The 20,305-nt window shown below is 66.7% G+C and carries 21 protein-coding genes and 1 pseudogene; 12 read left to right on the top strand and 10 right to left on the bottom strand.

What is annotated here, in order from left to right:
• Nucleotides 1-27 precede the first annotated feature (27 nt).
• Together VRZ77_RS19655 and VRZ77_RS19650 are read right to left on the bottom strand one after the other, a co-directional pair.
• Entirely contained in the window at nucleotides 28-1,419 is a 1,392-nt protein-coding gene (locus VRZ77_RS19655) for a hypothetical protein (RefSeq protein ID WP_414594270.1), read from the bottom strand.
• Between the two features lie 211 nt (nucleotides 1,420-1,630).
• Nucleotides 1,631-2,593 (bottom strand): tetratricopeptide repeat protein, encoded by a 963-nt coding sequence (locus tag VRZ77_RS19650; protein ID WP_414594269.1) that lies wholly within the window; start codon nucleotides 2,591-2,593, stop codon nucleotides 1,631-1,633.
• 327 nt (nucleotides 2,594-2,920) lie between these two features.
• Here VRZ77_RS19650 and VRZ77_RS19645 point away from each other — a divergent pair, with 327 nt between their 5' ends.
• The 4 genes from VRZ77_RS19645 to VRZ77_RS19630 all read left to right on the top strand — a co-directional run bounded on the left by VRZ77_RS19645 (nucleotide 2,921) and on the right by VRZ77_RS19630 (nucleotide 6,721).
• Nucleotides 2,921-5,149, top strand: coding sequence for a TonB-dependent receptor (locus tag VRZ77_RS19645; RefSeq protein WP_414594268.1), 2,229 nt, complete (start codon nucleotides 2,921-2,923; stop codon nucleotides 5,147-5,149).
• Nucleotides 5,150-5,287: 138 nt separating this feature from the next.
• The gene (locus tag VRZ77_RS19640) at nucleotides 5,288-5,971 is read left to right on the top strand and encodes a Fe2+-dependent dioxygenase (protein ID WP_414594284.1); all 684 of its coding nucleotides are present in this window, start codon (nucleotides 5,288-5,290) and stop codon (nucleotides 5,969-5,971) included.
• Between the two features lie 90 nt (nucleotides 5,972-6,061).
• On the top strand, nucleotides 6,062-6,328 hold the full coding sequence (locus VRZ77_RS19635) for a SemiSWEET family sugar transporter (protein ID WP_414594267.1): 267 nt from the start codon (nucleotides 6,062-6,064) through the stop codon (nucleotides 6,326-6,328).
• Between the two features lie 36 nt (nucleotides 6,329-6,364).
• Complete coding sequence (locus VRZ77_RS19630; protein WP_414594266.1) at nucleotides 6,365-6,721, top strand: DMT family protein; 357 nt, start codon at nucleotides 6,365-6,367, stop codon at nucleotides 6,719-6,721.
• A gap of 4 nt (nucleotides 6,722-6,725) precedes the next feature.
• On the opposite strand, the gene VRZ77_RS19625 is transcribed toward VRZ77_RS19630, so the two are convergent.
• The 3 genes from VRZ77_RS19625 to VRZ77_RS19615 all read right to left on the bottom strand — a co-directional run bounded on the left by VRZ77_RS19625 (nucleotide 6,726) and on the right by VRZ77_RS19615 (nucleotide 9,121).
• A complete protein-coding gene (locus VRZ77_RS19625; RefSeq protein ID WP_414594265.1) occupies nucleotides 6,726-7,934 on the bottom strand; it encodes a PQQ-dependent sugar dehydrogenase in 1,209 nt (402 codons plus the stop codon).
• A 96-nt stretch (nucleotides 7,935-8,030) separates the two neighbouring features.
• Nucleotides 8,031-8,342: a hypothetical protein gene (locus VRZ77_RS19620; protein WP_414594264.1), complete on the bottom strand. Its 312-nt coding sequence runs from the start codon at nucleotides 8,340-8,342 to the stop codon at nucleotides 8,031-8,033.
• 137 nt (nucleotides 8,343-8,479) lie between these two features.
• Nucleotides 8,480-9,121 (bottom strand): glutathione S-transferase family protein, encoded by a 642-nt coding sequence (locus tag VRZ77_RS19615; protein ID WP_414594263.1) that lies wholly within the window; start codon nucleotides 9,119-9,121, stop codon nucleotides 8,480-8,482.
• A gap of 149 nt (nucleotides 9,122-9,270) precedes the next feature.
• Between VRZ77_RS19615 and VRZ77_RS19610 the strand changes: the two genes are divergently transcribed.
• The 4 genes from VRZ77_RS19610 (at nucleotide 9,271) to VRZ77_RS19595 (ending at nucleotide 13,078) form a co-directional block, all read left to right on the top strand.
• Nucleotides 9,271-10,473 carry a pyridoxal phosphate-dependent aminotransferase gene (locus VRZ77_RS19610; RefSeq protein WP_414594262.1) on the top strand — a complete coding sequence of 401 codons (1,203 nt, stop codon included), beginning with the start codon at nucleotides 9,271-9,273 and terminating at the stop codon, nucleotides 10,471-10,473.
• Nucleotides 10,474-10,589: 116 nt separating this feature from the next.
• Nucleotides 10,590-11,078, top strand: coding sequence for a DUF992 domain-containing protein (locus VRZ77_RS19605; RefSeq protein WP_414594261.1), 489 nt, complete (start codon nucleotides 10,590-10,592; stop codon nucleotides 11,076-11,078).
• 145 nt (nucleotides 11,079-11,223) lie between these two features.
• Nucleotides 11,224-12,228 (top strand): protein-methionine-sulfoxide reductase catalytic subunit MsrP, encoded by a 1,005-nt coding sequence (msrP, locus tag VRZ77_RS19600; protein WP_414594260.1) that lies wholly within the window; start codon nucleotides 11,224-11,226, stop codon nucleotides 12,226-12,228.
• 379 nt (nucleotides 12,229-12,607) lie between these two features.
• Nucleotides 12,608-13,078 (top strand): DUF2380 domain-containing protein, encoded by a 471-nt coding sequence (locus VRZ77_RS19595; RefSeq protein ID WP_414594259.1) that lies wholly within the window; start codon nucleotides 12,608-12,610, stop codon nucleotides 13,076-13,078.
• A gap of 38 nt (nucleotides 13,079-13,116) precedes the next feature.
• Here the strand turns inward: VRZ77_RS19595 and VRZ77_RS19590 are convergent, their stop codons facing one another.
• The 4 genes from VRZ77_RS19590 to trxB all read right to left on the bottom strand — a co-directional run bounded on the left by VRZ77_RS19590 (nucleotide 13,117) and on the right by trxB (nucleotide 16,681).
• The gene (locus tag VRZ77_RS19590; RefSeq protein ID WP_414594258.1) at nucleotides 13,117-13,959 is read right to left on the bottom strand and encodes a transporter substrate-binding domain-containing protein; all 843 of its coding nucleotides are present in this window, start codon (nucleotides 13,957-13,959) and stop codon (nucleotides 13,117-13,119) included.
• Nucleotides 13,956-14,609: a DUF1989 domain-containing protein gene (locus VRZ77_RS19585; RefSeq protein WP_414594257.1), complete on the bottom strand. Its 654-nt coding sequence runs from the start codon at nucleotides 14,607-14,609 to the stop codon at nucleotides 13,956-13,958. Before VRZ77_RS19585 ends, VRZ77_RS19590 begins: the two co-directional genes overlap by 4 nt.
• A 144-nt stretch (nucleotides 14,610-14,753) precedes the next feature.
• On the bottom strand, nucleotides 14,754-15,647 hold the full coding sequence (locus VRZ77_RS19580; protein WP_241617579.1) for a LysR family transcriptional regulator: 894 nt from the start codon (nucleotides 15,645-15,647) through the stop codon (nucleotides 14,754-14,756).
• A 47-nt stretch (nucleotides 15,648-15,694) separates the two neighbouring features.
• Nucleotides 15,695-16,681 carry a thioredoxin-disulfide reductase gene (gene trxB, locus VRZ77_RS19575; RefSeq protein WP_414594256.1) on the bottom strand — a complete coding sequence of 329 codons (987 nt, stop codon included), beginning with the start codon at nucleotides 16,679-16,681 and terminating at the stop codon, nucleotides 15,695-15,697.
• A 296-nt stretch (nucleotides 16,682-16,977) separates the two neighbouring features.
• Between trxB and VRZ77_RS19570 the strand changes: the two genes are divergently transcribed.
• The 4 genes from VRZ77_RS19570 (at nucleotide 16,978) to VRZ77_RS19555 (ending at nucleotide 20,117) form a co-directional block, all read left to right on the top strand.
• On the top strand, nucleotides 16,978-17,454 hold the full coding sequence (locus VRZ77_RS19570; protein ID WP_414594255.1) for an Lrp/AsnC family transcriptional regulator: 477 nt from the start codon (nucleotides 16,978-16,980) through the stop codon (nucleotides 17,452-17,454).
• Entirely contained in the window at nucleotides 17,451-18,353 is a 903-nt protein-coding gene (locus tag VRZ77_RS19565; protein WP_414594254.1) for a glycosyltransferase family 8 protein, read from the top strand. The genes VRZ77_RS19570 and VRZ77_RS19565 overlap by 4 nt, the downstream gene beginning before the upstream one ends.
• 88 nt (nucleotides 18,354-18,441) lie before the next feature.
• On the top strand, nucleotides 18,442-19,065 hold the full coding sequence (locus tag VRZ77_RS19560) for a methyltransferase domain-containing protein (protein ID WP_414594253.1): 624 nt from the start codon (nucleotides 18,442-18,444) through the stop codon (nucleotides 19,063-19,065).
• Nucleotides 19,062-20,117, top strand: a complete 1,056-nt coding sequence (locus tag VRZ77_RS19555; protein WP_414594252.1) for an ELM1/GtrOC1 family putative glycosyltransferase — start codon at nucleotides 19,062-19,064, stop codon at nucleotides 20,115-20,117. The genes VRZ77_RS19560 and VRZ77_RS19555 overlap by 4 nt, the downstream gene beginning before the upstream one ends.
• A gap of 76 nt (nucleotides 20,118-20,193) precedes the next feature.
• Here the strand turns inward: VRZ77_RS19555 and VRZ77_RS19550 are convergent.
• A pseudogene (locus VRZ77_RS19550) lies at nucleotides 20,194-20,305 on the bottom strand (IS630 family transposase); the annotation flags it as partial.

The raw sequence follows: 20,305 nt of genomic DNA, 5'->3' as shown, positions 1-20,305 counted from the left end.
CGGCGCATTGCTTGATGTCATGATCCGTCAGCCGCCGATCAGCGAGCGGCAGAGCGCGACGATGCCGGGATCGAAGGAGCGCGGGTCGGACATCACGCCGACGCAGCGCGTCTTCTTGAGGGCGACGTCACTGTTGCGCTCGCTCGCGTTGCGCGGGCCGCGCGTCGCGGTGCCGGAGCCGCCGGTGCCGGGCGTACCGATGCCGCCGCCGGAACCGCTGCCCGCCCCGCCATTACCGGCGCTGCCATCCGAGCCGCCGCCGGGGATGCCGGCGCCCGGGCCACCCGGCACGTTGCCGCCGCCCGTTCCGCCGCCGCCCGGCAGACCACCGCCGGAACCACCGCGCGGGCCGCCGATCGACAGGCCGACATCGACATTCGCGGCGCTGGGGCCGCCAACATCGACCGCTGCCGTGGTACGCACGCCGCGCGGCCCGCCGATCCGCGCAGCGGCATCGACATTCGCCACCTGGCTACGGCTGCCGACCGTCGCGTCGACATCGGCGTTCACCCCGCGCCGGCCGAGGGCCGACAGGCCGACATTGGCGTTGGCGAGGCCGCGCGTGGCGCTGCGGGTGCCGCCCACGGCGACGTCGGCATCAGCGTTCACGCCGCGCCGGCCGAGCACATTGGCATTGACCTTGGCGTTGAGCCCGCGCTGACGATCGAGTCCGACCCGTGCATCGGCATTGACGCCGCGCCGGCCGAGAGCCTGCACGTCGGCGCGCACCAGGTTGCCGGTCTGGCGCTGGCCGACATCGACCGGCCGGCCGCGCTTGCGCAGCACGTCGAGCTGAAGGCCGAACAGGTTGAGGCGGGTGTTGGCGAGCCGGGACGGGCCCGACGTGCCGTTGGCGAAGCCGCCGGACGTGCGCGACGAGGTGGCGCGGTCGGAGGTGCTGGCACCCGTCGAGCGGCTGGCGGTCGAGGTGGAGCCGGAGGAGGCCCCCGAACTGGCGGTGCCGGTGCTGCCCGACGCGGCCGAGCTGGAACTGCCGGACGAGGCCGAGTTGGTACCGGTGTTGCCGGTTGCCGAGGAAACGGCGCCGCCGACATCAGAGCCGATGCTCCCGACCGCCCGTCCGGCGCTGCTCACCGCATCACCGGTGCGGCTGACCGCGCCGCCGACGGCCGCGCCGACACGCGAGGACCCGCCCGAGATCGCATCACCCGTGCGACCCACAGCGTCGCCCACGCCGGAGACTGCGCCGCCCGCGGCACGGCTCACACCCGAGACCGCGCGGTCGGCGGTTCGGCCGACACCGGAAACGGCGCCCCCGACCGCGCCGCCCAGCGAGCGGTCACCGCCCCGGGAGCCCGGCCGGGCGTCGAGCGGGGCGGTGGTCAATGCGAGGCACAGAGCGGCAACGCCCGGCACCAGTAGTTGAGAGGTCCTTCGTCCTTCATGGTCCTGCCACATGGCTATTCTCCTGGTTGTTGTACTCCACGTCATGGGTGATTGAATGTCTGACGCAGATGAACAACCGGAGATATCGCTTAAGGTTTCACCAAGTATTATGGTTATTTCAGGAGGGGTGTGTTGACAAAAAGTAACTTAATACCGAGAAAACTACAAATAACACATAATAATGTATCTTTTTGTGCTATCTGCACATTATGTATTTATTCGATTACCGTAGTCGGTCCAACAGCCGGCGGATTTTCGCCTTGAGCGAGACATGACGCCGGGCTGGTGCTGGCGGCGTGGCCGAGGCCGGGGGCGCGGTTTCCCGCTCACGGGCGCGCTCGAAATGCGCGCGCGCGGCCGCCGCATCCGGCGCGCCGCCAAGACCCTCGGCAAGGCCGGCGGCATAGGCGCGCAGATCGGCCGGGTCGCCGCTCTCAGTGGCGCGCTCCAGCGCCCGCAGTGCGAGGCGGCGCAACTCGGGTGCCGGCGCCTCGCGCAGCCCCTGCGCGACCTGTCGGCAGAAAGCGGGTACCCCGGCCTCCACCGAGCGGGCGAACCAGGGCAGGGCGGCGGCGAGATCGCCCGTGCGCGCCAGCAGCAGGCGGGCATAATCGAACTGGCCGCGATAATCCTCGCCCGCCGCACCGCGACGATACCAGCGCAACGCCGCGTCCGGCCGGGCCGGGCGGTCCCAGCCGAGCTCCAGATAGCGGCCGATCATGGTCATTGCCTTCACATTGCCGCCGCGGGCGGCGCGGGCGTACCAGGCCAGCGCCTCGTGCCGGTCCGGCGCCACGCCGGAACCGTGCAGCAGCAGCGTGGCGAGATTGAACTGCGCCCAGGCATGGCCGCCTTCCGCTGCCTGCCGGTAATGCCGCGCCGCCTCGCCGCGATCGATCGGCGTGCCCCAGCCGAGCTCGTGGCAGCGCCCGACCATGTTGATGCCCTCAAGGTTGCCGGCTGATGCGGCGACGGTGAACCAGCGCAGCCCGGCCTTCGGATCGCGCGGCACGCCATGCCCTTCAACCAGCATGCGGCCCCAGGCGAGCTGGGCATTGAGCAGCCCGTTGAGCGCCCCGGCCTCGACCCAGCGGGCCGCTTCCTCTGGACTCTCACTGATGCGTTCGCGCAACACATCCGCGCCCATTCGCTTGAGGGCCGGGTAGGTAATCCATTCGTCACGCATGTGGGTTCGCTGCCGATCGCCGGTCCGGGGCATCGCGGCGCCGGGGCGCGTGATGCCGATTTTTCCTTATGTCACATAAGGTCGACCATAGTTGAGCGGCAAGAAGCGCGCTTTTGTTTTTGTTTTTAATAATTAAAAACTGAGTGTTCGGCGTGTTTTGACTCCGGCAAAATTAGAACAAATAAAAAACATAATGTTTGAAAGGGGTTAGAATCCTCGTTATGAGCAAAAATACTTAAAAAAGGTTGGGGTCTGGTAATGAACACCTTGAGGGCACTGCGCGGGACTGCGCCGAATGCTGCTTTGACGGCGGGGCTCGCCGCTACGATGTCGGCGTTCCCGCTGTTTGCCGCGAGCGCGCAGCAGGCTGCCACGCCGCCGGTCGGCGAGGACCTGCCGACCGTGACGGTGGAGGGCGAGGGCTCTCCGGCGAACACGCTCGAAGCCACGACGGGGCTGTCGCGCCTGCCGGGCACGGTGCAGGACACGCCGCAGACCATCACGGTCATTACCCAGGAGACCATGCAGCAGCAGGGCGTGACCACGCTCGAACAGGCGCTGCGCAATGTTCCGGGCGTCACCTCCGGCATCGGCGAGGGCGGCGGCGGCATGAACGGCGACCAGTTCCGCATCCGCGGCTTCCAGTCCAAGGGCGACATCTTCATCAACGGCCTGCGCGACTATGGCGTCTATGTCCGCGACAGCTTCGCCTATGAGAGCGTCGAGGTGCTGAAGGGACCGTCTTCCGAGAGCTTCGGCCTCGGCACCACCGGCGGCGCGATCAACACCACGCTGAAGCAGGCCCATCTCGGCGACAAGTACGATTTCGAGGGTCAGCTGGGCATGGGCCCGCTCTATCGCGGCGTGTTCGACCTCAACAAGCAGCTGAGCGACACCTCGGCGGTCCGCGTCGTCGGCATGGTCAACCAGCAGGACCTGGTTGACGTGGATCACGTCGAAGCCAACCGCTGGGGCCTGATGGGCGATGTCGGCTTCGGCCTCGGCACCGACCAGACGCTGCACATCAACTATCTGTTCCAGCATGGCGACCGCACGCCCAATTACGGCGTGCCGATCCTGACGCCGCAGTTCTCCAGCATCGCGACCTTCGGGTCGGTCGGTCAGCCGGTCACCGAGTTCGGCGTCCCCCGCAGCACCTTCTACGGCAAGGTGACGGACATGGACGAGACCGACACCAACATGCTGACGTTGAACTTCAAGAAGGAAGTCAACGACTGGCTGACCGTGACCAACGACACCCGGTTCGGTTATTACACCCGCGACTTCGCCACCTCGGTTCCCGGCTGCGGCACCGGCGCCACGCCGTCCGCCTATGCGGCAAGCTGCACCGGCCAGTTCTTCGCCGGGCTCGATCCGGCAATCTCGTTCGGCGGCGGCAATCCCGGCTTCAACCAGGAGAGCTGGAGCGCCCAGAACGTCACTACCCTCATCGCCAAGTTCCACACCGGCGCGCTGCGCCACGAACTGGTCGCCGGCCTCGACCTGAGCACGGTGAGCGACGAGCGCACGCTGATCTCGGTGAACGGCTCCAAGGGCACCTCGACCATCTGGAACCCAGTCTACGCCAACACCACGGGCTATTTCCTCTATTCCAACCCGTGGGGCAATAACGGCCAGCGCAACACCCAGGCCACCGATTTCGGCGCGTTCATCAGCGACCGCGTGTGGTTCACCGACGAGCTCTCGCTGCTCGCCGGCACCCGCTATGACAGCTATTCGAGCGACTATTCCTACTGGTCGACCGCTGGCGGCGGCAGCATGATCAACACCGATGCCACCACCGACTTCTGGAGCCCGAAGGTCAGCCTGATCTGGGAGCCGACGCAGTTCCAGACCTACTACGTGTCGTGGGCGAAGTCGTTCACCCCGCAGGGCGGCTTCCCGACCAACGACATCTCCCCGATCAACGGCGCCCAGCCCGATCTCGACCCGGAAGACAACGAGACCTGGGAAGCCGGCGCCAAGATCTCGCTGCTCGACGGCAAGCTCGGCCTGACCGGCGCGATCTTCCAGGTCGACAAGAGCAACACCTTCTATGTCGATCCGGTCACCGGCGACGACCTCGCCACCGGCGAGAGCCAGCGGGTGCGCGGTGTCGAGCTCGGCATCACCGGCATGATCACCGATTACTGGTCGGTGCAGGCGGGCTATGCCTACTATAATGGCGAGATCACCAGCACGACGATCGCCAATTTCGGCAATATCGGCAACGACATCCCGTTCCTGTCGCCGAACAACTTCACCCTGTGGACCACGTTCGAGCTGAACAAGATCTGGACCACGATTCCCGGCAAGCTGCTGGTGGGCGGCGGCGTGACCTATGCCGACGAGTACTACACCTCGTCCGCCAACACCGCGATCATCCCCGAGACCTTCTCGCTCGACGCGCTGGTGTCCTACCAGTGGGAGAACTACCGGCTGGCGGTCAACGCCTACAACCTCACCGACGAGCTGAACTACGCCTCGGCGTGGGGCAACCGCGCGGTGGTCGCACCGGGCCGCTACGTCACGCTCACCGTGGGCGCCACCTTCTGACGGGCTGACCCGCCAGGACCCAAATGACCGTCAATTCGGGGGAAGGTCGGCCGCGCCGGCTTTCCCCCTCTTTTTCGTTCGGACCTCTCACGTTTCGGACCTCTCACGTTTCGGACCTCTCACGTTGCGGGCTTGCCGATGCTCATCCAGATCGCCGATATCCTCACCAAGGAAGAAGTCGCCCATTGCCGGCGCACGCTTGAATCTTCCCCCTGGGTGGATGGGCGCGTGACCGCCGGCCAGCAGGCGGCGAAATCCAAGCTGAACCTGCAAATTCCGGTCGATTCCAAGGAGGCGGAGGAACTCGGCGACATCATCCTGCGCGCGCTCGGGCGCAACCCCACCTTCAACTCGGCGGTGATGCCGCTGCGCGTGCTGCCGCCGATGTTCAACCGCTACGATGTCGGCATGAAGTTCGGCGCCCATGTCGACGGGTCGATCCGCTCGATCCCCGGCACCGGCATGCGCATGCGCGCCGACGTCTCCACCACCATCTTCCTCACCGAACCGGATGAGTATGACGGCGGCGAGCTGCTGATCGAGGACACCTACGGCGTCCATGAGGTGAAGCTGCCGGCCGGCCACGCCGTGGTATATCCGTCCTCCAGCCTGCACAGCGTCAACGAGATCACGCGCGGCAGCCGCTGGGGCTCGTTCTTCTGGTCGCAGTCGATGATCAAGGACCAGGAGCGCCGCGCGATGCTCTACGACCTCGACCTCGCCATCATGAACACGCGGACCCGGCTGCCGGACGAGGACCCGGCGGTGCTCGGCCTCACCAATGTCTATCACAACCTGCTGCGCCACTGGGCGGAGCTGTGAGGCGGCTAAGCGGGGGCATTGACGCGGCCGATTGACAGGCGGCGAAGCGCGTGTGAGGGCTCGGGTAGACCCGAGCGGAGGCGGGCGCGCATGGCCGGAACGTCGCTTTATGTCGAACTTCTCGGCGGCGTCGCCGCTCTCCTCACCACGCTGTGCTGGCTGCCGCAGGCGATCAAGATCCTGCGCACGCGCGAGACACGGGACCTGTCGCTGGTGGCCTATGGAGCGTTCGCGGCCGGCGTCGCGCTCTGGCTGGTCTATGGCGTGCTGATCGGGTCAATCCCGGTGATCGCCGCCAATGCCGTCACCTTCCTGCTGCTGTCCGGCATCCTGTTGCTGAAGCTGCGTTACGGGTAAGCTCGGCATCCCTATCCCGGTCGTGACGGAGCCTCAATGTCCGGTCTGATTCCTCCGGCACTGCTGCCGATCCTGCTGCTGTTCGCCTCGAACGTGTTCATGACCTTCGCGTGGTACGGCCACCTGAAGCACAAATCCTCGCCGCTGCTGATCGCGATTCTGGCGAGCTGGGGCATCGCGCTGTTCGAATATTGCCTCGCCGTGCCGGCCAACCGCTACGGCTCGGCGGTCTATTCCACGGCCGAGCTCAAGACCATGCAGGAGGTGATCACCCTCGTGGTGTTCGCCGGCTTCTCGGTGCTGTGGCTGAAGGAGCCGCTGCACTGGAACCATCTGATCGGCTTCGCCTTCATCGCGCTCGGCGCGTGGTTCATCTTCCAGAAATGGGGCTGACGGCTCACCCGCCCGGCACGACGCGCAGCAGGCGTCCTGCGCCGGGATCGTCGGTAAGCAGCCAGAGCGCGCCGTCCGGTCCCTGCCGGACATCGCGGATGCGCTGCTGAAGCTCGGTCAGCAGCACTTCCTCGTCCACCACCTGCTGGCGCGAAGGGTCGAGCCGCAGCCGCATCAGCCGCATGCCGGACAGCCCTCCGGTGAACAGGTCGCCCTTCCATGTCGGGAACCGGTCGGCGGTGTAGAAGGCGAGGCCCGAGGGCGCGAAGGACGGGTCCCAGTAGCGCACCGGCTGTTCCATGCCGTCCTTATGGGTGCCTTCGCCGATCGGCAGCATGGAATAGTCGCGGCCATAGGTGATGACCGGCCAGCCATAATTCTTGCCCGCCTCGGGATGGTTCAATTCGTCGCCGCCGCGCGCGCCATGCTCGATGGTCCATAGCCGCCCGGTCGCGGGATCGAGCGCTGCGCCCTGCACGTTACGGTGGCCGTAGCTCCAGATCTCCGCCCGCGCGCCCTTCCTCTCGCGGAACGGGTTGTCGGCCGGCACCGAGCCGTCGGGCAGGATGCGCACCAGCTTGCCGAGATGATTGCCGAGATTCTGCGCCTGGTCGCGATAGGAGAAGCGGTCGCCGAGGGTGACGAAGAGCGAGCCGTCGCGGGCGAAGACGAGGCGCGAGCCGTAATGGTTCGATCCCGTCGCGGCCGGGCTCTGGCGGAAGATCACCTCGACGTTCTCGACGCGGGCGTCGCCGCCGTTCTCGACCAGCCGGGCGCGGGCCACGCTGGTGCCGGAGGCGCCTTCGCGCGGCTCGGCATAGGAGAAATAGATCGCGCGGCTAGAGGAGAAGTCGGGCGCGAGCGCGACATCGAGCAGCCCGCCCTGTCCGCGCGCATAGACCGCCGGCAGGCCCCGCACCGGCGCGGAGACCGTGCCGCTGCGGCTGACGATGCGCAGCCGGCCCGGACGCTCGGTCACCAGCATGCGGCCATCGGGGAGGAAGGCGAGGCTCCACGGGCTCTCAAGCCCGGAGGCGACCGTCTCGACGGTGAGCGGGCCGGCAGAGGAGGGCAGGGTGACGGGCTCCTGCGCGCGGAGGCTCTCGGTGCCGCTGACGAAGGGCAGGGCTGCGAAGGGCAGGGCGGCGAGCGCCGCGACGGCGAGGAGGCGACGCAGACGCCCCGACCGTCGGTGATGGGATTGGGCGATCAAGGCGCGCTCCGCTGCTGCTGCCGATGGGGAAGGGATAAACCATCCCACGCGGATTCGGCCAAGACGCGGCGGCAAACAATGCCGTGAAGTCGGGCCTCAGCCGCGGCGCTGCTGGCGCGAGGACACCGGAGTGCGCGCATTGCCCATGGTGTCGCGCAGCATGTAGGTGGTGAGGCCGCACAGGGCGACGAAGGCGCCCAGCAGCACCGCGCCCATGGTCAGCCGCCCGCCGGCATCGGCCATGGCGCCGACCTCGAAGGCCGAGGCGCGCTGCAGGCCGAACATGCAGAGCACCGCCACGATCGCCAAGGTGAGCGAGAGCACGACGCCGGCCTCCATCAGGGCGCGGCGCAGGCGGCGTCCCGAGCTGTGCGAGGCTTCGATCTGCGGGGCAATCGTCCGCGGCATGGTGTGCTCCTTCCCGATCGACAGGGCGTCTTGCGATTCGATGGGAAGAAGGTGGCGGCCGAACGCGGCCCGCCTTGGTCCGCACTTGGGCGAGCCCGCGCGATTTCAAGGCGATTTCGCGGCAGCGTTAAGAACCGTTAAGGATTGGCCAGCAAAGGCTTAGCCGGCTCGGGCCGCCAGTCGATGCCGACATGCCCCGGCTCCGCCTCCACCCGCGCCAGCCAGTCGCGCACGGCGGGGAAGCCCTGAAGCGTGAAATCGCCCTCCTCGGCGACATGGGTATGGGCGTAGAGGGCGATGTCGGCGATGCTCAGTGCGCCGTCGACGAAGAAGGGACGGCGGCCGAGATGGCGCTCCATCACCCGCAACGCCGCGTAGCCCTCTTCCATCCAGCGGTCGATGTCGTGGGTGCGCAGGTCGCGTCCCCCGCGCACCAGCTTCAGCCAGAATCGCGCGGCGGCGATGGCGGGCTCGTGGGAATGCTGCTCGAAGAACATCCAGCGCAGCACTTCGGCGCGCAGCAGCCTGTCCTCGGGCAGGAAGCGGCTGCCCTCGGCGAGGTAGAACAGGATGGCGTTGGATTCGGCGAGGTGCCGCCCGCCGGGCAATTCCAGCAGCGGCACGCGGCCTTCCGGGTTCTTCATCAGGAAATCGGGCGTGCGGTTCTCGCCGCGCAGCAGGTCGACATCGACCAGCGTGAACGGCGCGCCGAGCCGGGCAAGCAGCAGCCGGACTTTGTACGAGTTGCCGGAACTCTGCATGCCGTAAAGTCGGAGCACGGAACAATCCTGCGGCAAACCGCCCACAATCGGGCATCAACGACACACTATGCCACCAAGATGGCCACGGGCAGGTAGGTAAGGCCTTGCCCGCGTGCAAGGGCGGGGATAGTTGTCGCGCGCAAAACCCGCCATTACGGAGTCCGGCCATGAGCCTCGTTTCCGCCGCCATGAAGCGCATCAATCCTTCGGCCACCATCGCCATTTCCAACAAGGCGCGGGAGCTGAAAGCGGCGGGCCGTGACGTGATCGCGCTCGCGGCCGGCGAGCCGGACTTCGACACGCCGGACAACATCAAGGAAGCCGCGATCAAGGCGATCAACGGCAACCAGACGCGCTACACCGCGGTGGACGGCATTCCCGAGCTGAAGGCGGCCATCGTCGCCAAGTTCAAGCGCGAGAACGGCCTGACCTACAAGCCGAGCCAGGTCACGGTCGGCACCGGCGGCAAGCAGGTGCTGTTCAACGCCCTGCTGGCGACCGTCGATGCCGGCGACGAGGTGATCATCCCGGCGCCGTACTGGGTCAGCTACCCGGACATCGTGAACTTCGCCGGCGGCACCCCGGTCGCGATCGAGACCAAGCTCGAAGACAACTTCAAGCTCAAGCCGGAAGCGCTGGAAGCGGCGATCACGCCCAAGACCAAGTGGCTGATCTTCAACTCGCCGTCCAACCCCTCCGGCGCGGCCTATAACCGCGAGGAGATGAAGGCGCTCACCGACGTGCTGGTGAAGTACCCGCATGTGCTGATCCTCACCGACGACATGTACGAGCACCTCGTCTATGACGACTTCGAGTTCGTGACCCCGGCGCAGGTCGAGCCCGCGCTCTACGACCGCACCCTGACCATGAACGGCGTCTCCAAGGCCTATTGCATGACCGGCTGGCGCATCGGCTACGCCGCCGGCCCGGAGGAGCTGATCAAGGCCATCGGCACGCTGCAGTCGCAGTCCACCTCGAACCCGAACTCCATCGCCCAGTGGGCGGCGGTCGAGGCGCTGAACGGTCCGCAGGACTTCATCGCCGCGAACAACAAGGTGTTCAAGGAGCGCCGCGACCTCGTGGTCTCGATGCTGAACCAGGCCAACGGGCTCACCTGCCCGAAGCCGGAAGGCGCGTTCTATGTCTATCCGTCCTGCGCGGGCGTGATCGGCAAGACTGCGCCGTCGGGCAAGAAGATCGCGACCGACGAAGACTTCGCGACCGAACTGCTCGATGCCGAAGGCGTTGCCGTGGTGCATGGCTCGGCCTTCGGACTTGGCCCGGCGTTCCGCATTTCCTACGCCACCTCGACCAAGGATCTCGAAGAAGCCTGCCTGCGCATTCAGCGCTTCTGCGGCTCGCTCCGCTGAGGTAACATCGGATGCGGCCGGTGCGTTGCCGGCCGCCGCCTCCCAAGGCCGATGAGGCGCCGTGCGCCTCTAGCCAAGACCCATGAGGCGCTCGGCGCCTCTACATGGAGATCATCATGATCCGTAAGTTCGTAACGCTCGGCGCGCTCGCGGTGGCGCTGGCCGCCGGCGCGGTTTCCGCGACCCCGGCTTCGGCGCAGGGGATCCAGCGCGTTCAGGTCGGCACGCTTGAGTGCACCGGCTCGAAGTCGGTGAGCTTCATCATCGGCTCCAAGCGCACGCTGGAGTGCACCTTCATCAACCGCCGCGGCGTGCGCGCCTATTATGAGGGCACCATCCGCCGCTGGGGCCTCGATGTCGGCGTGACCGGCCGCAATGCGCTGGTGTGGAGCGTGTTCGCGCCGACCACGAAGCTCAACCCGAGCGACCTCGCGGGCAAATATGCCGGCGTCTCCGGCAGCGTGGCGCTCGGCGTCGGCGTGGCCGGCAATGCCCTGCTCGGCGGCTCGCAGAACACCGTGGCGCTGCAGCCCTTCAGCGTCGAAGGCCAGACCGGCGTGAACCTCGCCGTCGGCGTCGGCAGCCTGTCGCTGCGCGCGCTCTGATCGCGGGTTTTTCGCGAATGCACGGCCCGGCACACGCGTGCCGGGCCGTTTTCGTTTCACGCACGCCGAGTTGATCAATTCCCCTGTAATGTAACGCGCCCGGCCGACGTATCTTCTCGGTAGCCAACCGATGAGGATGAGGCCCATGCTGATCCGTCGCCGCCACTCCTGGGAACTGCCCGAGAGCGCCGCCACCCCGGAAACCGTCTATCTGTCGCGTCGCCACCTGCTTGGCGGCATAGGGTTGGCCGGGGGGCTCGCCGCCGGCGCGCTGGCGGGTGTGGGCCTGCCGGAGTTCGCCCGCGCCGCGCCGACCCCCGGCGATCCGGCGCTCGACCCGACCAACGATCTCTATCCGGCCAAGCGCAACGACGCCTACACGCTGGACCGGCCGGTGACGCCCGAGGACATCACCGCCAACTACAATAATTTCTACGAGTTCGGCTCCGAGCGCCGCAACTACCAGATCGCGGACCTCGCCGCGCGCATGCCGCGCCGGCCGTGGACGGTGAAGATCGACGGGCTGGTGGAGAAGGAGCGCGAGGTCGGGATCGACGACATCATCCGCGCCATGCCGCTGGAGGAGCGGCTCTACCGCCACCGCTGCGTCGAGGCATGGTCGATGGCGGTGCCGTGGACCGGCTTTGCGGTGAAGGAATTGGTGGCGTGGGCGAAGCCGCTGTCGGGCGCGAAGTTCATCCGCATGGAGACCTTCATGAACCCGAAGGTGGCTCCGGCGCAGAACGGCTTCGTCTATCCCTGGCCCTATGTCGACGGGCTGACCATGGCGGAGGCGACCAACGATCTCGCCTTCTTCGTCACCGGCGTCTACGGCAAGCCGGCGCCGAACCAGTATGGCGCGCCGCTGCGGCTCGCCGTGCCGTGGAAATACGGCTTCAAGTCGGTGAAGTCGATCGTGCGCATCTCCTTCGTCGCCGAGCGGCCGGTGGGGCTGTGGGAGCAGGTGCAGGGCCGTGAATACGGCTTCTGGGCCAATGTGAATCCGGCGGTGCCGCATCCGCGCTGGAGCCAGGCCACCGAGCGCGACCTCGGCACCGGCGAGCGGCGCCCGACGCTGATCTATAACGGCTATGCCGAGCAGGTCGCCGGGCTCTATGCCGGCATGACCGGCGAGAAGCTGTTCATGTGAGCCGGGCCGTCTGCGGGGGGGCCTGAAAAGAAAAAAGCCGGGCTCGAAGAGAGCCCGGCGAGTCTCGCCGCGCAAGGCGGCGAACCTTCCAGAGGGGAACAGCTAAAGCGATCACGCTTCAGCGTCACGGGTTCATATGATCAATTGGCGGGCAGTTTTCAATGAAGAATGCCCGCATGGCAGGCATGCGCATTTGCAGAGGTCTGTCATTGCCGCGTCATTGCCTGGCATTTGAGCGCCGCAGCGGGGCCGTTCAGGAGCTGCCGGGCCAGTGCTAGACTGCCCCACGCTCCCCGCCAGAGGGAGACCGGAGGACCGCCATATGTGCCCGACAGATTGCAGAAGGCCGCTCCGCGCCCTGTGGACGGCCGCGGTTCTGATGCCGGCGCTGTTGGCTGCCGCGCCGCGGAACGCCGCCCCGGCGCGGCTCGCGGTGGTCGACATCGCCTTTACCGATTCGTCCGGCGAGGCCCGTGATCAGGCCGCCCGTCATGCCGAGCGCCAGCGGGCGCTGACGCAGGCGCTGCTCCAGGCTGTGGCGGCAGACGGTGCACTCGACACGGTGCGGCTGGCCTGTGGCGAGGGATGTTCGCTCGACGCGGACGGCATCGCGGCGCTGCGGGAGCGCGCGCGGGAGGCCGGCGCTGGCTTGGTACTGGTGGGCAAGGTGCACAAGATGAGCACGCTGGTGATGTCGATGCGCCTTGCCGTGCTCGACACCGCGACCGGCACGCTGGTGCTGGAGCGGCTGCTGAGCTTTCGCGGCGATAATGACGACGGCTGGCGCCACGCCGGCGACTATGCCGCGCGCGAGGTGATCGAGACGGTTGGGACCGCGCCGGCGAAGTGACGCGGCGCGGCCCATTGCCGGGGAGCCGAATCAGGCGATCAGGGAGAGACGTCAGCCTTCAGCCATTTCTCGCCGAGCGCCTTGATGGTGCCATCGGCGAGAGCCGCGGCGATGCCCGCATTGAATGCCGCCTTGAGTTCGTCGTCGCCCTTACGGAAGCCGAAGCCGGAGCCCGCGTCGAACAGCGTGCCGCCGAAGGCCGGTCCGGTGAACTCCAGTGCGCCATTAGCCTTTTCGACGGTCGGCATGAGCACGACGGTATCTTCAAACGCCAGATCGAGGCGGCCGTTCTCAAGATCGAGGTTGCGTTCGTCGTTGGTGCGGTATTCGCGGATCGTGGCGATGTCGCCGAAGTTCTTCTCGATGAACTCGGCATAGACCGTGCCGGTCTGGATGCCGATGCTGGCACCGGAGAGCTTCGCGCGCAGGCTTTTCAGCGTGTCGGCGGCATTGTTCAGCGTGGGGGTGGTTACCAGCGTGGAGCCGGTTCCGTCCGCCTTGGCGAACTTTCCGTCACGCGCGGTCAGAAAGCCCGCCTTGGTGCGGGCATAGGGATTTGAGAACGCGATGATCTGCTCGCGTTCGGGGGTGATGGAGATCGCGTCCATGATCACATCGGATTTGCCGGCGATCAAACCGGGGATCATGCCGTCCCAATCCTGCGCGACGATGGTGCACTCCAGCTTCGCCCGCTTGCAGATGTAGTCGATGAGTTCGGGCTCGAAGCCGACGATTTTTCCGGCCGAGTCGGTCAGGTTCCAAGGGGCATAGGCGCCTTCCGTCGCGATCACGACCGGGGACTTGATGTCGGCGCGGGCGGCGGCAGTGAGCGAGGTCGATGCGACGATCGCGAGCGACAGGGCGATGAGAGAGCGCCTCATGATTCCGATTTCCTCTGGTTTTGCTGGAGCGGGACGGTTGCGGCCCGATGCACGCGCAGGGCGACGCCCCGTGGCGCGATGCCGGCGCCGTTGATCACGAGGATGTCCTGTGGGCAGGCGGATACTGCGAACAGGCAATCCATCTCGGCCCGCAGCCGCACGAGATCACCGGCGGCGGCGCTGCTGGGATAATCTTTCAGAAGGTTGTCCTGCTCGACGACCGTCTCCATGAACAGGTTCCACGGCGTGGGAATCCGGCCGAGAGGCCGACCAATCCGGGCGAACTCCTCGCGCAGATTGTCGGTGCAATTGTCGTGGCGGTGGTCGCAACCATAGAATTTGCGGTAGCTCATTTCCGAGCAGGCCGGGCACAGCGTGTCGTGAATGCCGGGCGATGTGTCGGCCACGAAATGCAGGATCGGCCGCCAGCGATCGGTGTAGAGCGTGTCGCCGGGCTGGAAGGTCAGCCGGTAATGGGCGACCCGGCTATGCTCCATCGACATGTATTCCGTGGGCTCGTCGAGCGGAAAAGCCCAGGTATCGACCACCTGCCCGCCGTGGGTATTGACCACGGCGACTTCATCACCCCGGTTCAGGGTGATGAGCCGGCCTTTGCGGGCGGGAACCTCGAAGGTGGAGAAGATGGTCATCTGCGGCAGCATCTCGCTCTGAGTTGCTGCAGCCTCAATCTTTCGTCCTTGCCGTCACGTCACGGATGCGACGTGATCAGCCGATTTTTCGACATTCTGGCACGTTTTTGTGCGTGCCCGAAATCTGATCGGGTCGGCGCCGGCTCAGAAGCTCCAGCGCTGCGCCTTGGCGACGAGGAAGTCGCGGAACACCTGGATGCGCGCGACCGAGCGCATTTCCTGCGGGTAGACGAAATAGGCTTCCAGCGTCGGGGTCGGCCGCTCGGCGAAGAGCTGCACCAGCGTCGCCGAATCCTCCAAAAGGTAGTCGGGCACGATGCCGATGCCGACGCCGCGCTCCACCGCGCGCTTGAGGCCGAGCACATTGTTGACCGAGAGCGCGGGGACGCGGCCTTCCTGCCCGTCCTCGATGCCGGCGCGCTCCAGCCAGTTCAGCCCCTGGAAGTAGGAGGGAATCGGGCCGCCGAGCAGGATGATGCGGTGCTTGTCCAGCTCGTCCAGCGTACGCGGATGGCCGTTGCGCTTGAGATATTCGGCCGAGGCGAAGGCGTGGAAATGCACGGTGAACAGCTTGCGCTGGATCAGGTCCGGCTGCACCGGCTGGCGCAGGCGGATGGCGACGTCCGCCTCGCGCATGGCGAGGTCGAGTTCGTCGTCGGTGAGGATCAGCGTGATTCGGATATCGGGATAGAGTTCGAGAAACTCGCCGATGCGCGCGGTCAGCCAATGGGTGCCGAGGCCCATGGTGGTGGTGACGCGCAACTCGCCATTGGGCTTCTCGCGCGAGTCGGTCAGCTTGGCGCGAGCGGCCTCAAGCTTCATGAACACTTCGTGGGCGGTGCGGTACAGCAGGTCGCCCTGCTCGGTGAGGATCAGCCCGCGCGCGTGGCGGTGGAACAGCGGGATGTTGAGTTCCTGCTCCAGCGCGGAGACCTGCCGGCTCACCGCCGACTGGGAAAGACCCAAGGCCTCGCCGGCATGGGTGAAGGACCCCGCCTCGGCGGCGACGTGGAAGACCTTCAGCTTGTCCCAGTCCATGTCGCGCGCCCGGTTCGCCTTGTTTTCCATATCCCCGCGCTTTCCACTCATTCCGCTGCCTGCGCCAGCACCGGCTGGGCATGAAGGAAGCGCTCCGCCTCAAGCGCGGCCATGCAGCCCATGCCCGCCGCCGTGACCGCCTGGCGGAACACGTCGTCGGCGACATCGCCGGCCGCGAACACGCCTTCCACCGAAGTGCGGGTGGAATCCGGCTCGGTCCAGACATAGCCGCTCGGCTTGAGCTTGAGCTGCCCGGCGACCAGCTCGGTCGAGGGGGCGTGGCCGATGGCGATGAACACGCCGTCCGCCCGGCGCTCGTGGAACGCGCCGGTCACCACGTCCTTCAGCACGACGCCGGTGACGCGGGAGGGGTCCTGATCGCCCTTCACCTCATGCAGCGCGGCATTCCACACCACCTCGACCTTGGGATGGGCGAACAGCCGGTCCTGCAGGATGCGCTCGGCGCGGAAGCTGTCGCGACGGTGCACCACGGTGACCTTGGAGGCGAAATTGGTGAGGAACAGCGCCTCTTCCACGGCGGTGTTGCCGCCACCGACCACGATCACCTCCCGGCCGCGGTAGAAGAAGCCGTCGCAGGTGGCGCAGGCGGAGACGCCGAAGCCGCGATATTCCTGCTCGGACGGCAGATCCAGCCAGCGCGCCTGCGCGCCGGTGGCGAGGATCACGGTGTCGGCGATCCACGTTTCGCCGGAATCGGTCTCCAACCGGAACGGGCGCGAGGAGAAATCAGCCTTGGTCACGATGTCGGTGACGATGCGCGTGCCCATGTGCTCGGCCTGCGCCTGCATCTCCTCCATCAGCCACGGGCCCTGGATCGGGTCGCGGAAGCCGGGATAGTTCTCGACATCGGTGGTGATGGTGAGTTGGCCGCCGGGCTGCAGGCCCTGGATCAGCACCGGCTCAAGCATGGCGCGCGCGGCATAGATCGCGGCGGTGTAGCCCGCCGGGCCGGAGCCGATGATCAGCACCTTGACGTGGTTCGCCGGGCGAGAAGCGGAAGAGGCCGCCGACATGGAAATGCTCGCAGGTTGCGGGCGGCGGAAGACCCGTCGCCGGAAGGGGTGTGCGGGTCAGATGGACGACGCATGCACCGGATGCAAGGACAGCGGCCATCAGCCATGCGAAAATGTAGGGTCTCGCCGTTGCAACCGCAAGCCGCCGCCCGCTTATCCTTAAGTTTTCCAGAGGCAAGAACAGGCAGACGGTCCCGAAAGACGCACACGAAATAATATTGCGCTGCGGAGCCGCTCCTTTATGTTGCGCGCCGATTGTCGGCGTCCCTTCGGGCGCCCGCGAACGGAGACAGCGCTTGGCCCGCCGCATCGACGCGATTGACCTGAACATCCTGCGCGAATTGCAGGCCGATGGCCGCATCACCAATGTGGAGCTTTCCCAGCGCGTCGGCATCTCGGCGCCGCCCTGCCTGCGCCGCGTGCGCGCGCTGGAAGAGGAAGGCATCATCAAGGGCTACCGCGCCCTGCTCGACGAGAAGAAGCTCGGCTTCGACCTGATGGCCTTCGCCATGGTCCATCTCGTCAGCCAGGCCGAGGCGGATCTTTCCGCCTTCGCCGCGCAGGTCGAGCGCTGGCCGCTGGTGCGCGACTGCTGGATGCTTTCGGGCGAGACCGATTTCATTCTGCTCTGCGTGGCGCCGGATTTGCGCACCTTCCAGAACTTCGTCCTGGAACTCACCGGCGCGCCCAATGTGCGCAACGTGAAGACCGCGCTGACCCTCAAGCACGCCAAGAGCGCCCCCGTGGTGCCGATGGAAGAGGTGCGGCCGTGATCGTCGCCACGGCGACCGACAGCACCTATGTCGAGTTCACCGCGGTGATGCTGGCCTCGCTCGCCGCCCATGCCGACGGCGAGGTGAGCGCGGCTTATGTGTTCTGCGACGGGGTGAGCGAGGACGAGAAGGCGAAGATGGCGGCGAGCTATGGCCGGCCTGACCTCGTTTTCGTCGACCTGACCGACGACATGACCCGGCATTTCGGCGGGCGGCCGGTCAATCATCACCTCTCGCGCACCGCCTATGCGCGCATTCTCATGCCGCTCAGCCTGTCGAACGAGACCGGTCGGCTGCTCTATCTTGACTGCGACACGTTGGTGAACGGCTCGCTCAGCCCGCTGGCGAGCCTCGACATGCAGGGTTTTCCGGTGGCGGCGGTGAACGACATCGCCCACCGCGTGCCCGAGCGCCATGCCAAGCGCAACCGCGATATCGGCCTGCCTGAGGACATGGCCTATTTCAACAGCGGCGTGCTGCTGATCGACCTGGAGGCGTGGCGACGCGACAAGGTGTCGGAGCGCACCATCGCCTTCGCGCTGGAGCACCCGGAGCTGCCGATGATGGACCAGGACGCACTGAACGGCGCGCTGCGCGGCCAGTGGCTGGCGCTGGACGACAGCTGGAACGTGCATCGCCGGCTGAAGAAGGGACGCTATGACGACGAGCCGCTCGACTGGTCGGCGGTGCGCATCATCCATTTCATTGGGCAGGTGAAGCCGAACTACGCCGATTGCGGACACCCCGCGCGCGATATCTATCTGCGGTACCGGGCGCGGACGCCGTTCGGTGGCGAGAAGCTGAAGACGCGGTGGGACCGCAAGATCGAGAAGCGGGTGCGCAAGCTGCGCCGCTTCCTCGGTGGCATGAAGCGCCGGCTCGGGCTGGCGGCGGGCTGAAATGCGCGGCGGATTCCGGCGGGGACTTGCCTGCGCCGCCGAATAGTTTACGCCATCAGCCGCATCATATCCCTGCGCAGGGCCGGTCATGGAATACAGTCTCGTCAGTGAATATCAGCGGCTGCATTCCAACCACCGCTACGGCGCCACCGCGCGGCATGCGCTGGCCGACATGCTGCCGCATATCCTGGCGCTGAAGCCGGCGTCGCTGATCGATTTCGGCTGCGGCCAGAGCAATCTCGCGGCGCTGATCGGCGCCAAGGCCGGCATAGCCGAGGTGCATCGCTACGATCCCGCCATCCCAGAGATTTCGACGCTGCCGGACCACCGGGTCGAACTCGCGGTGAACGTCGACGTAATGGAGCACATTCCCGACGAGGAGATCGACGCGGTGCTGGCCAGCATTGCGAAGGCGGCGCGCCATGCGCTGTTCGTGATCGATATCGGGCCGGCGAAGCTCACGCTGTCGGACGGGCGCAACGCGCATGTCTCGCAGCATGAGGCGCCGTGGTGGCTGGCGCGGCTGAAGCCGCATTTCCCCGATGTGCGGGAAATCGTCATCCACCGCCGCAACCGCGTCGCCTTCAAGACCTGGGACGCCGAGTATCCGCTGCTGCCCTCGCTCGCCATCCGCCTGCGCGAACGGACGATCTACCGCACCATGAAGCTCACGCGCTCCGCCCGTCGCGCGCTTGTCGAGAAGCGGCGGTGAAGGTTCTGGTGCTCCGGGACAAGAAGCCCGGTCACTTCAACCAGGCGGAAGGGGTCGCGCTGGCGCTTGGCCGCCTCGCCTCGACGCAGGTGACGCGGCTCGACGTGCGCCCCTCCTGGTTCGCCCATGACGATATCCGCAAGCAGATCATGAAGCGCTGGGGCCGCGATGCGCGGGGCTGGCTGAAATCGATGTACGCCATCGACGCCGACGCGCTGGAGCGGCCGGACGTCATCGTCGGCTCCGGCCGCCCGACCATCGCGGCGGGCATCCTGCTGACGCGCGTGTTCGGCGGCATTCCCTTCCTCTATTCCGGCGGCATTGGCGGCTATGACACGCGCGAGGTCAGCCTGATGCTGGTGGCCTCGCCCCGGGCGGCCGGCAATCCGCGCTCGGCCTATGCGCTGATCCCCTCGGTGATCGACCCCGACGCCTATGCCCCGCCGCGCCCGCTGCTCAACCCCGCCGACCTCAAGGGCGCGGAGATCGCGCTGCTGATCGGCGGCTCGGCCTATCGCAAGGAATATCCCGCCGGCGAATGGGAGGCGCTGATCCGCCTCGTGGGCGACGTCGCTGCGAAATACGGCGTGCGCTGGCGCGTTTCGACCTCGCGGCGCACGCCGGACGAGGTGCACCAGCGCTTCAAGGCGCTGGCGGAGGCCGGCACTCTCGCGGAGTTCGTCGACTACCGCACCGCCGGACCGGGCTCGGCGCGCGCGCTGTTCGGCTGCGATGGCGTGGTGGTGACCGAGGATTCGATGAGCATGCTGGCGGAAGGCATCGCGGCGCGGCGGCCGGTGATCGGCCTGCGCTCGGCCCAGGTGCATGACGGCTATGCCAGCGAGGCGATCGCGTCATGGGCAACCGGGCCGAGCCTCGCCATTCTGCCGATCGCCACCGCGACGCCTGAACAATTCGCCGCGACGCTGACCTCGCTCACCCCGGCCACCGGCGACTGGCGCGACCGGCTGGCCGCGATCATCGCGCCTGTGCTGGGGCTGGCTCCGCCGGAAGGCTACGTGCTGGAGCAGCCGCACGCCGCCTATCTCTAGAGCCCTTTCCGATCAGGCAGAATTGCCTGATCGACAGGAAAGCGCTCTCGATTCAATAAATTAGAGCATTTTCGGTTTAATCCGGCTCATACCCAGCCGCGGCGAAGAAATTTGCGGCTTCGTTTGGCGTGACGAGGTCGATGAGGCGGCCGATGGCGTCCCATAAGGCCGGGATGGATCGCTCGGCG

It is taken from the genome of Ancylobacter sp. G4_0304, from assembly GCF_047501495.1.
Lineage (GTDB): Bacteria > Pseudomonadota > Alphaproteobacteria > Rhizobiales > Xanthobacteraceae > Ancylobacter.
Note: the sequence above shows the minus strand (reverse complement) of the source record. Positions and strands in the feature narration are given on the sequence as shown.

Coding starts and splice junctions, on each gene's coding strand:
- VRZ77_RS19630 (WP_414594266.1), top strand. CDS start 6,365: ATGTCCGGTCTGATTCCTCCGGCACTGCTGCCGATCCTGCTGCTGTTC.
- VRZ77_RS19655 (WP_414594270.1), bottom strand. CDS start 1,419: ATGTGGCAGGACCATGAAGGACGAAGGACCTCTCAACTACTGGTGCCG.
- VRZ77_RS19560 (WP_414594253.1), top strand. CDS start 18,442: ATGGAATACAGTCTCGTCAGTGAATATCAGCGGCTGCATTCCAACCAC.
- VRZ77_RS19595 (WP_414594259.1), top strand. CDS start 12,608: ATGCCGGCGCTGTTGGCTGCCGCGCCGCGGAACGCCGCCCCGGCGCGG.
- VRZ77_RS19645 (WP_414594268.1), top strand. CDS start 2,921: ATGTCGGCGTTCCCGCTGTTTGCCGCGAGCGCGCAGCAGGCTGCCACG.
- VRZ77_RS19635 (WP_414594267.1), top strand. CDS start 6,062: ATGGCCGGAACGTCGCTTTATGTCGAACTTCTCGGCGGCGTCGCCGCT.
- VRZ77_RS19650 (WP_414594269.1), bottom strand. CDS start 2,593: ATGCGTGACGAATGGATTACCTACCCGGCCCTCAAGCGAATGGGCGCG.
- VRZ77_RS19580 (WP_241617579.1), bottom strand. CDS start 15,647: ATGGACTGGGACAAGCTGAAGGTCTTCCACGTCGCCGCCGAGGCGGGG.
- VRZ77_RS19610 (WP_414594262.1), top strand. CDS start 9,271: ATGAGCCTCGTTTCCGCCGCCATGAAGCGCATCAATCCTTCGGCCACC.
- VRZ77_RS19585 (WP_414594257.1), bottom strand. CDS start 14,609: ATGACCATCTTCTCCACCTTCGAGGTTCCCGCCCGCAAAGGCCGGCTC.
- trxB (WP_414594256.1), bottom strand. CDS start 16,681: ATGTCGGCGGCCTCTTCCGCTTCTCGCCCGGCGAACCACGTCAAGGTG.
- msrP (WP_414594260.1), top strand. CDS start 11,224: ATGCTGATCCGTCGCCGCCACTCCTGGGAACTGCCCGAGAGCGCCGCC.
- VRZ77_RS19605 (WP_414594261.1), top strand. CDS start 10,590: ATGATCCGTAAGTTCGTAACGCTCGGCGCGCTCGCGGTGGCGCTGGCC.
- VRZ77_RS19640 (WP_414594284.1), top strand. CDS start 5,288: ATGCTCATCCAGATCGCCGATATCCTCACCAAGGAAGAAGTCGCCCAT.
- VRZ77_RS19620 (WP_414594264.1), bottom strand. CDS start 8,342: ATGCCGCGGACGATTGCCCCGCAGATCGAAGCCTCGCACAGCTCGGGA.
- VRZ77_RS19590 (WP_414594258.1), bottom strand. CDS start 13,959: ATGAGGCGCTCTCTCATCGCCCTGTCGCTCGCGATCGTCGCATCGACC.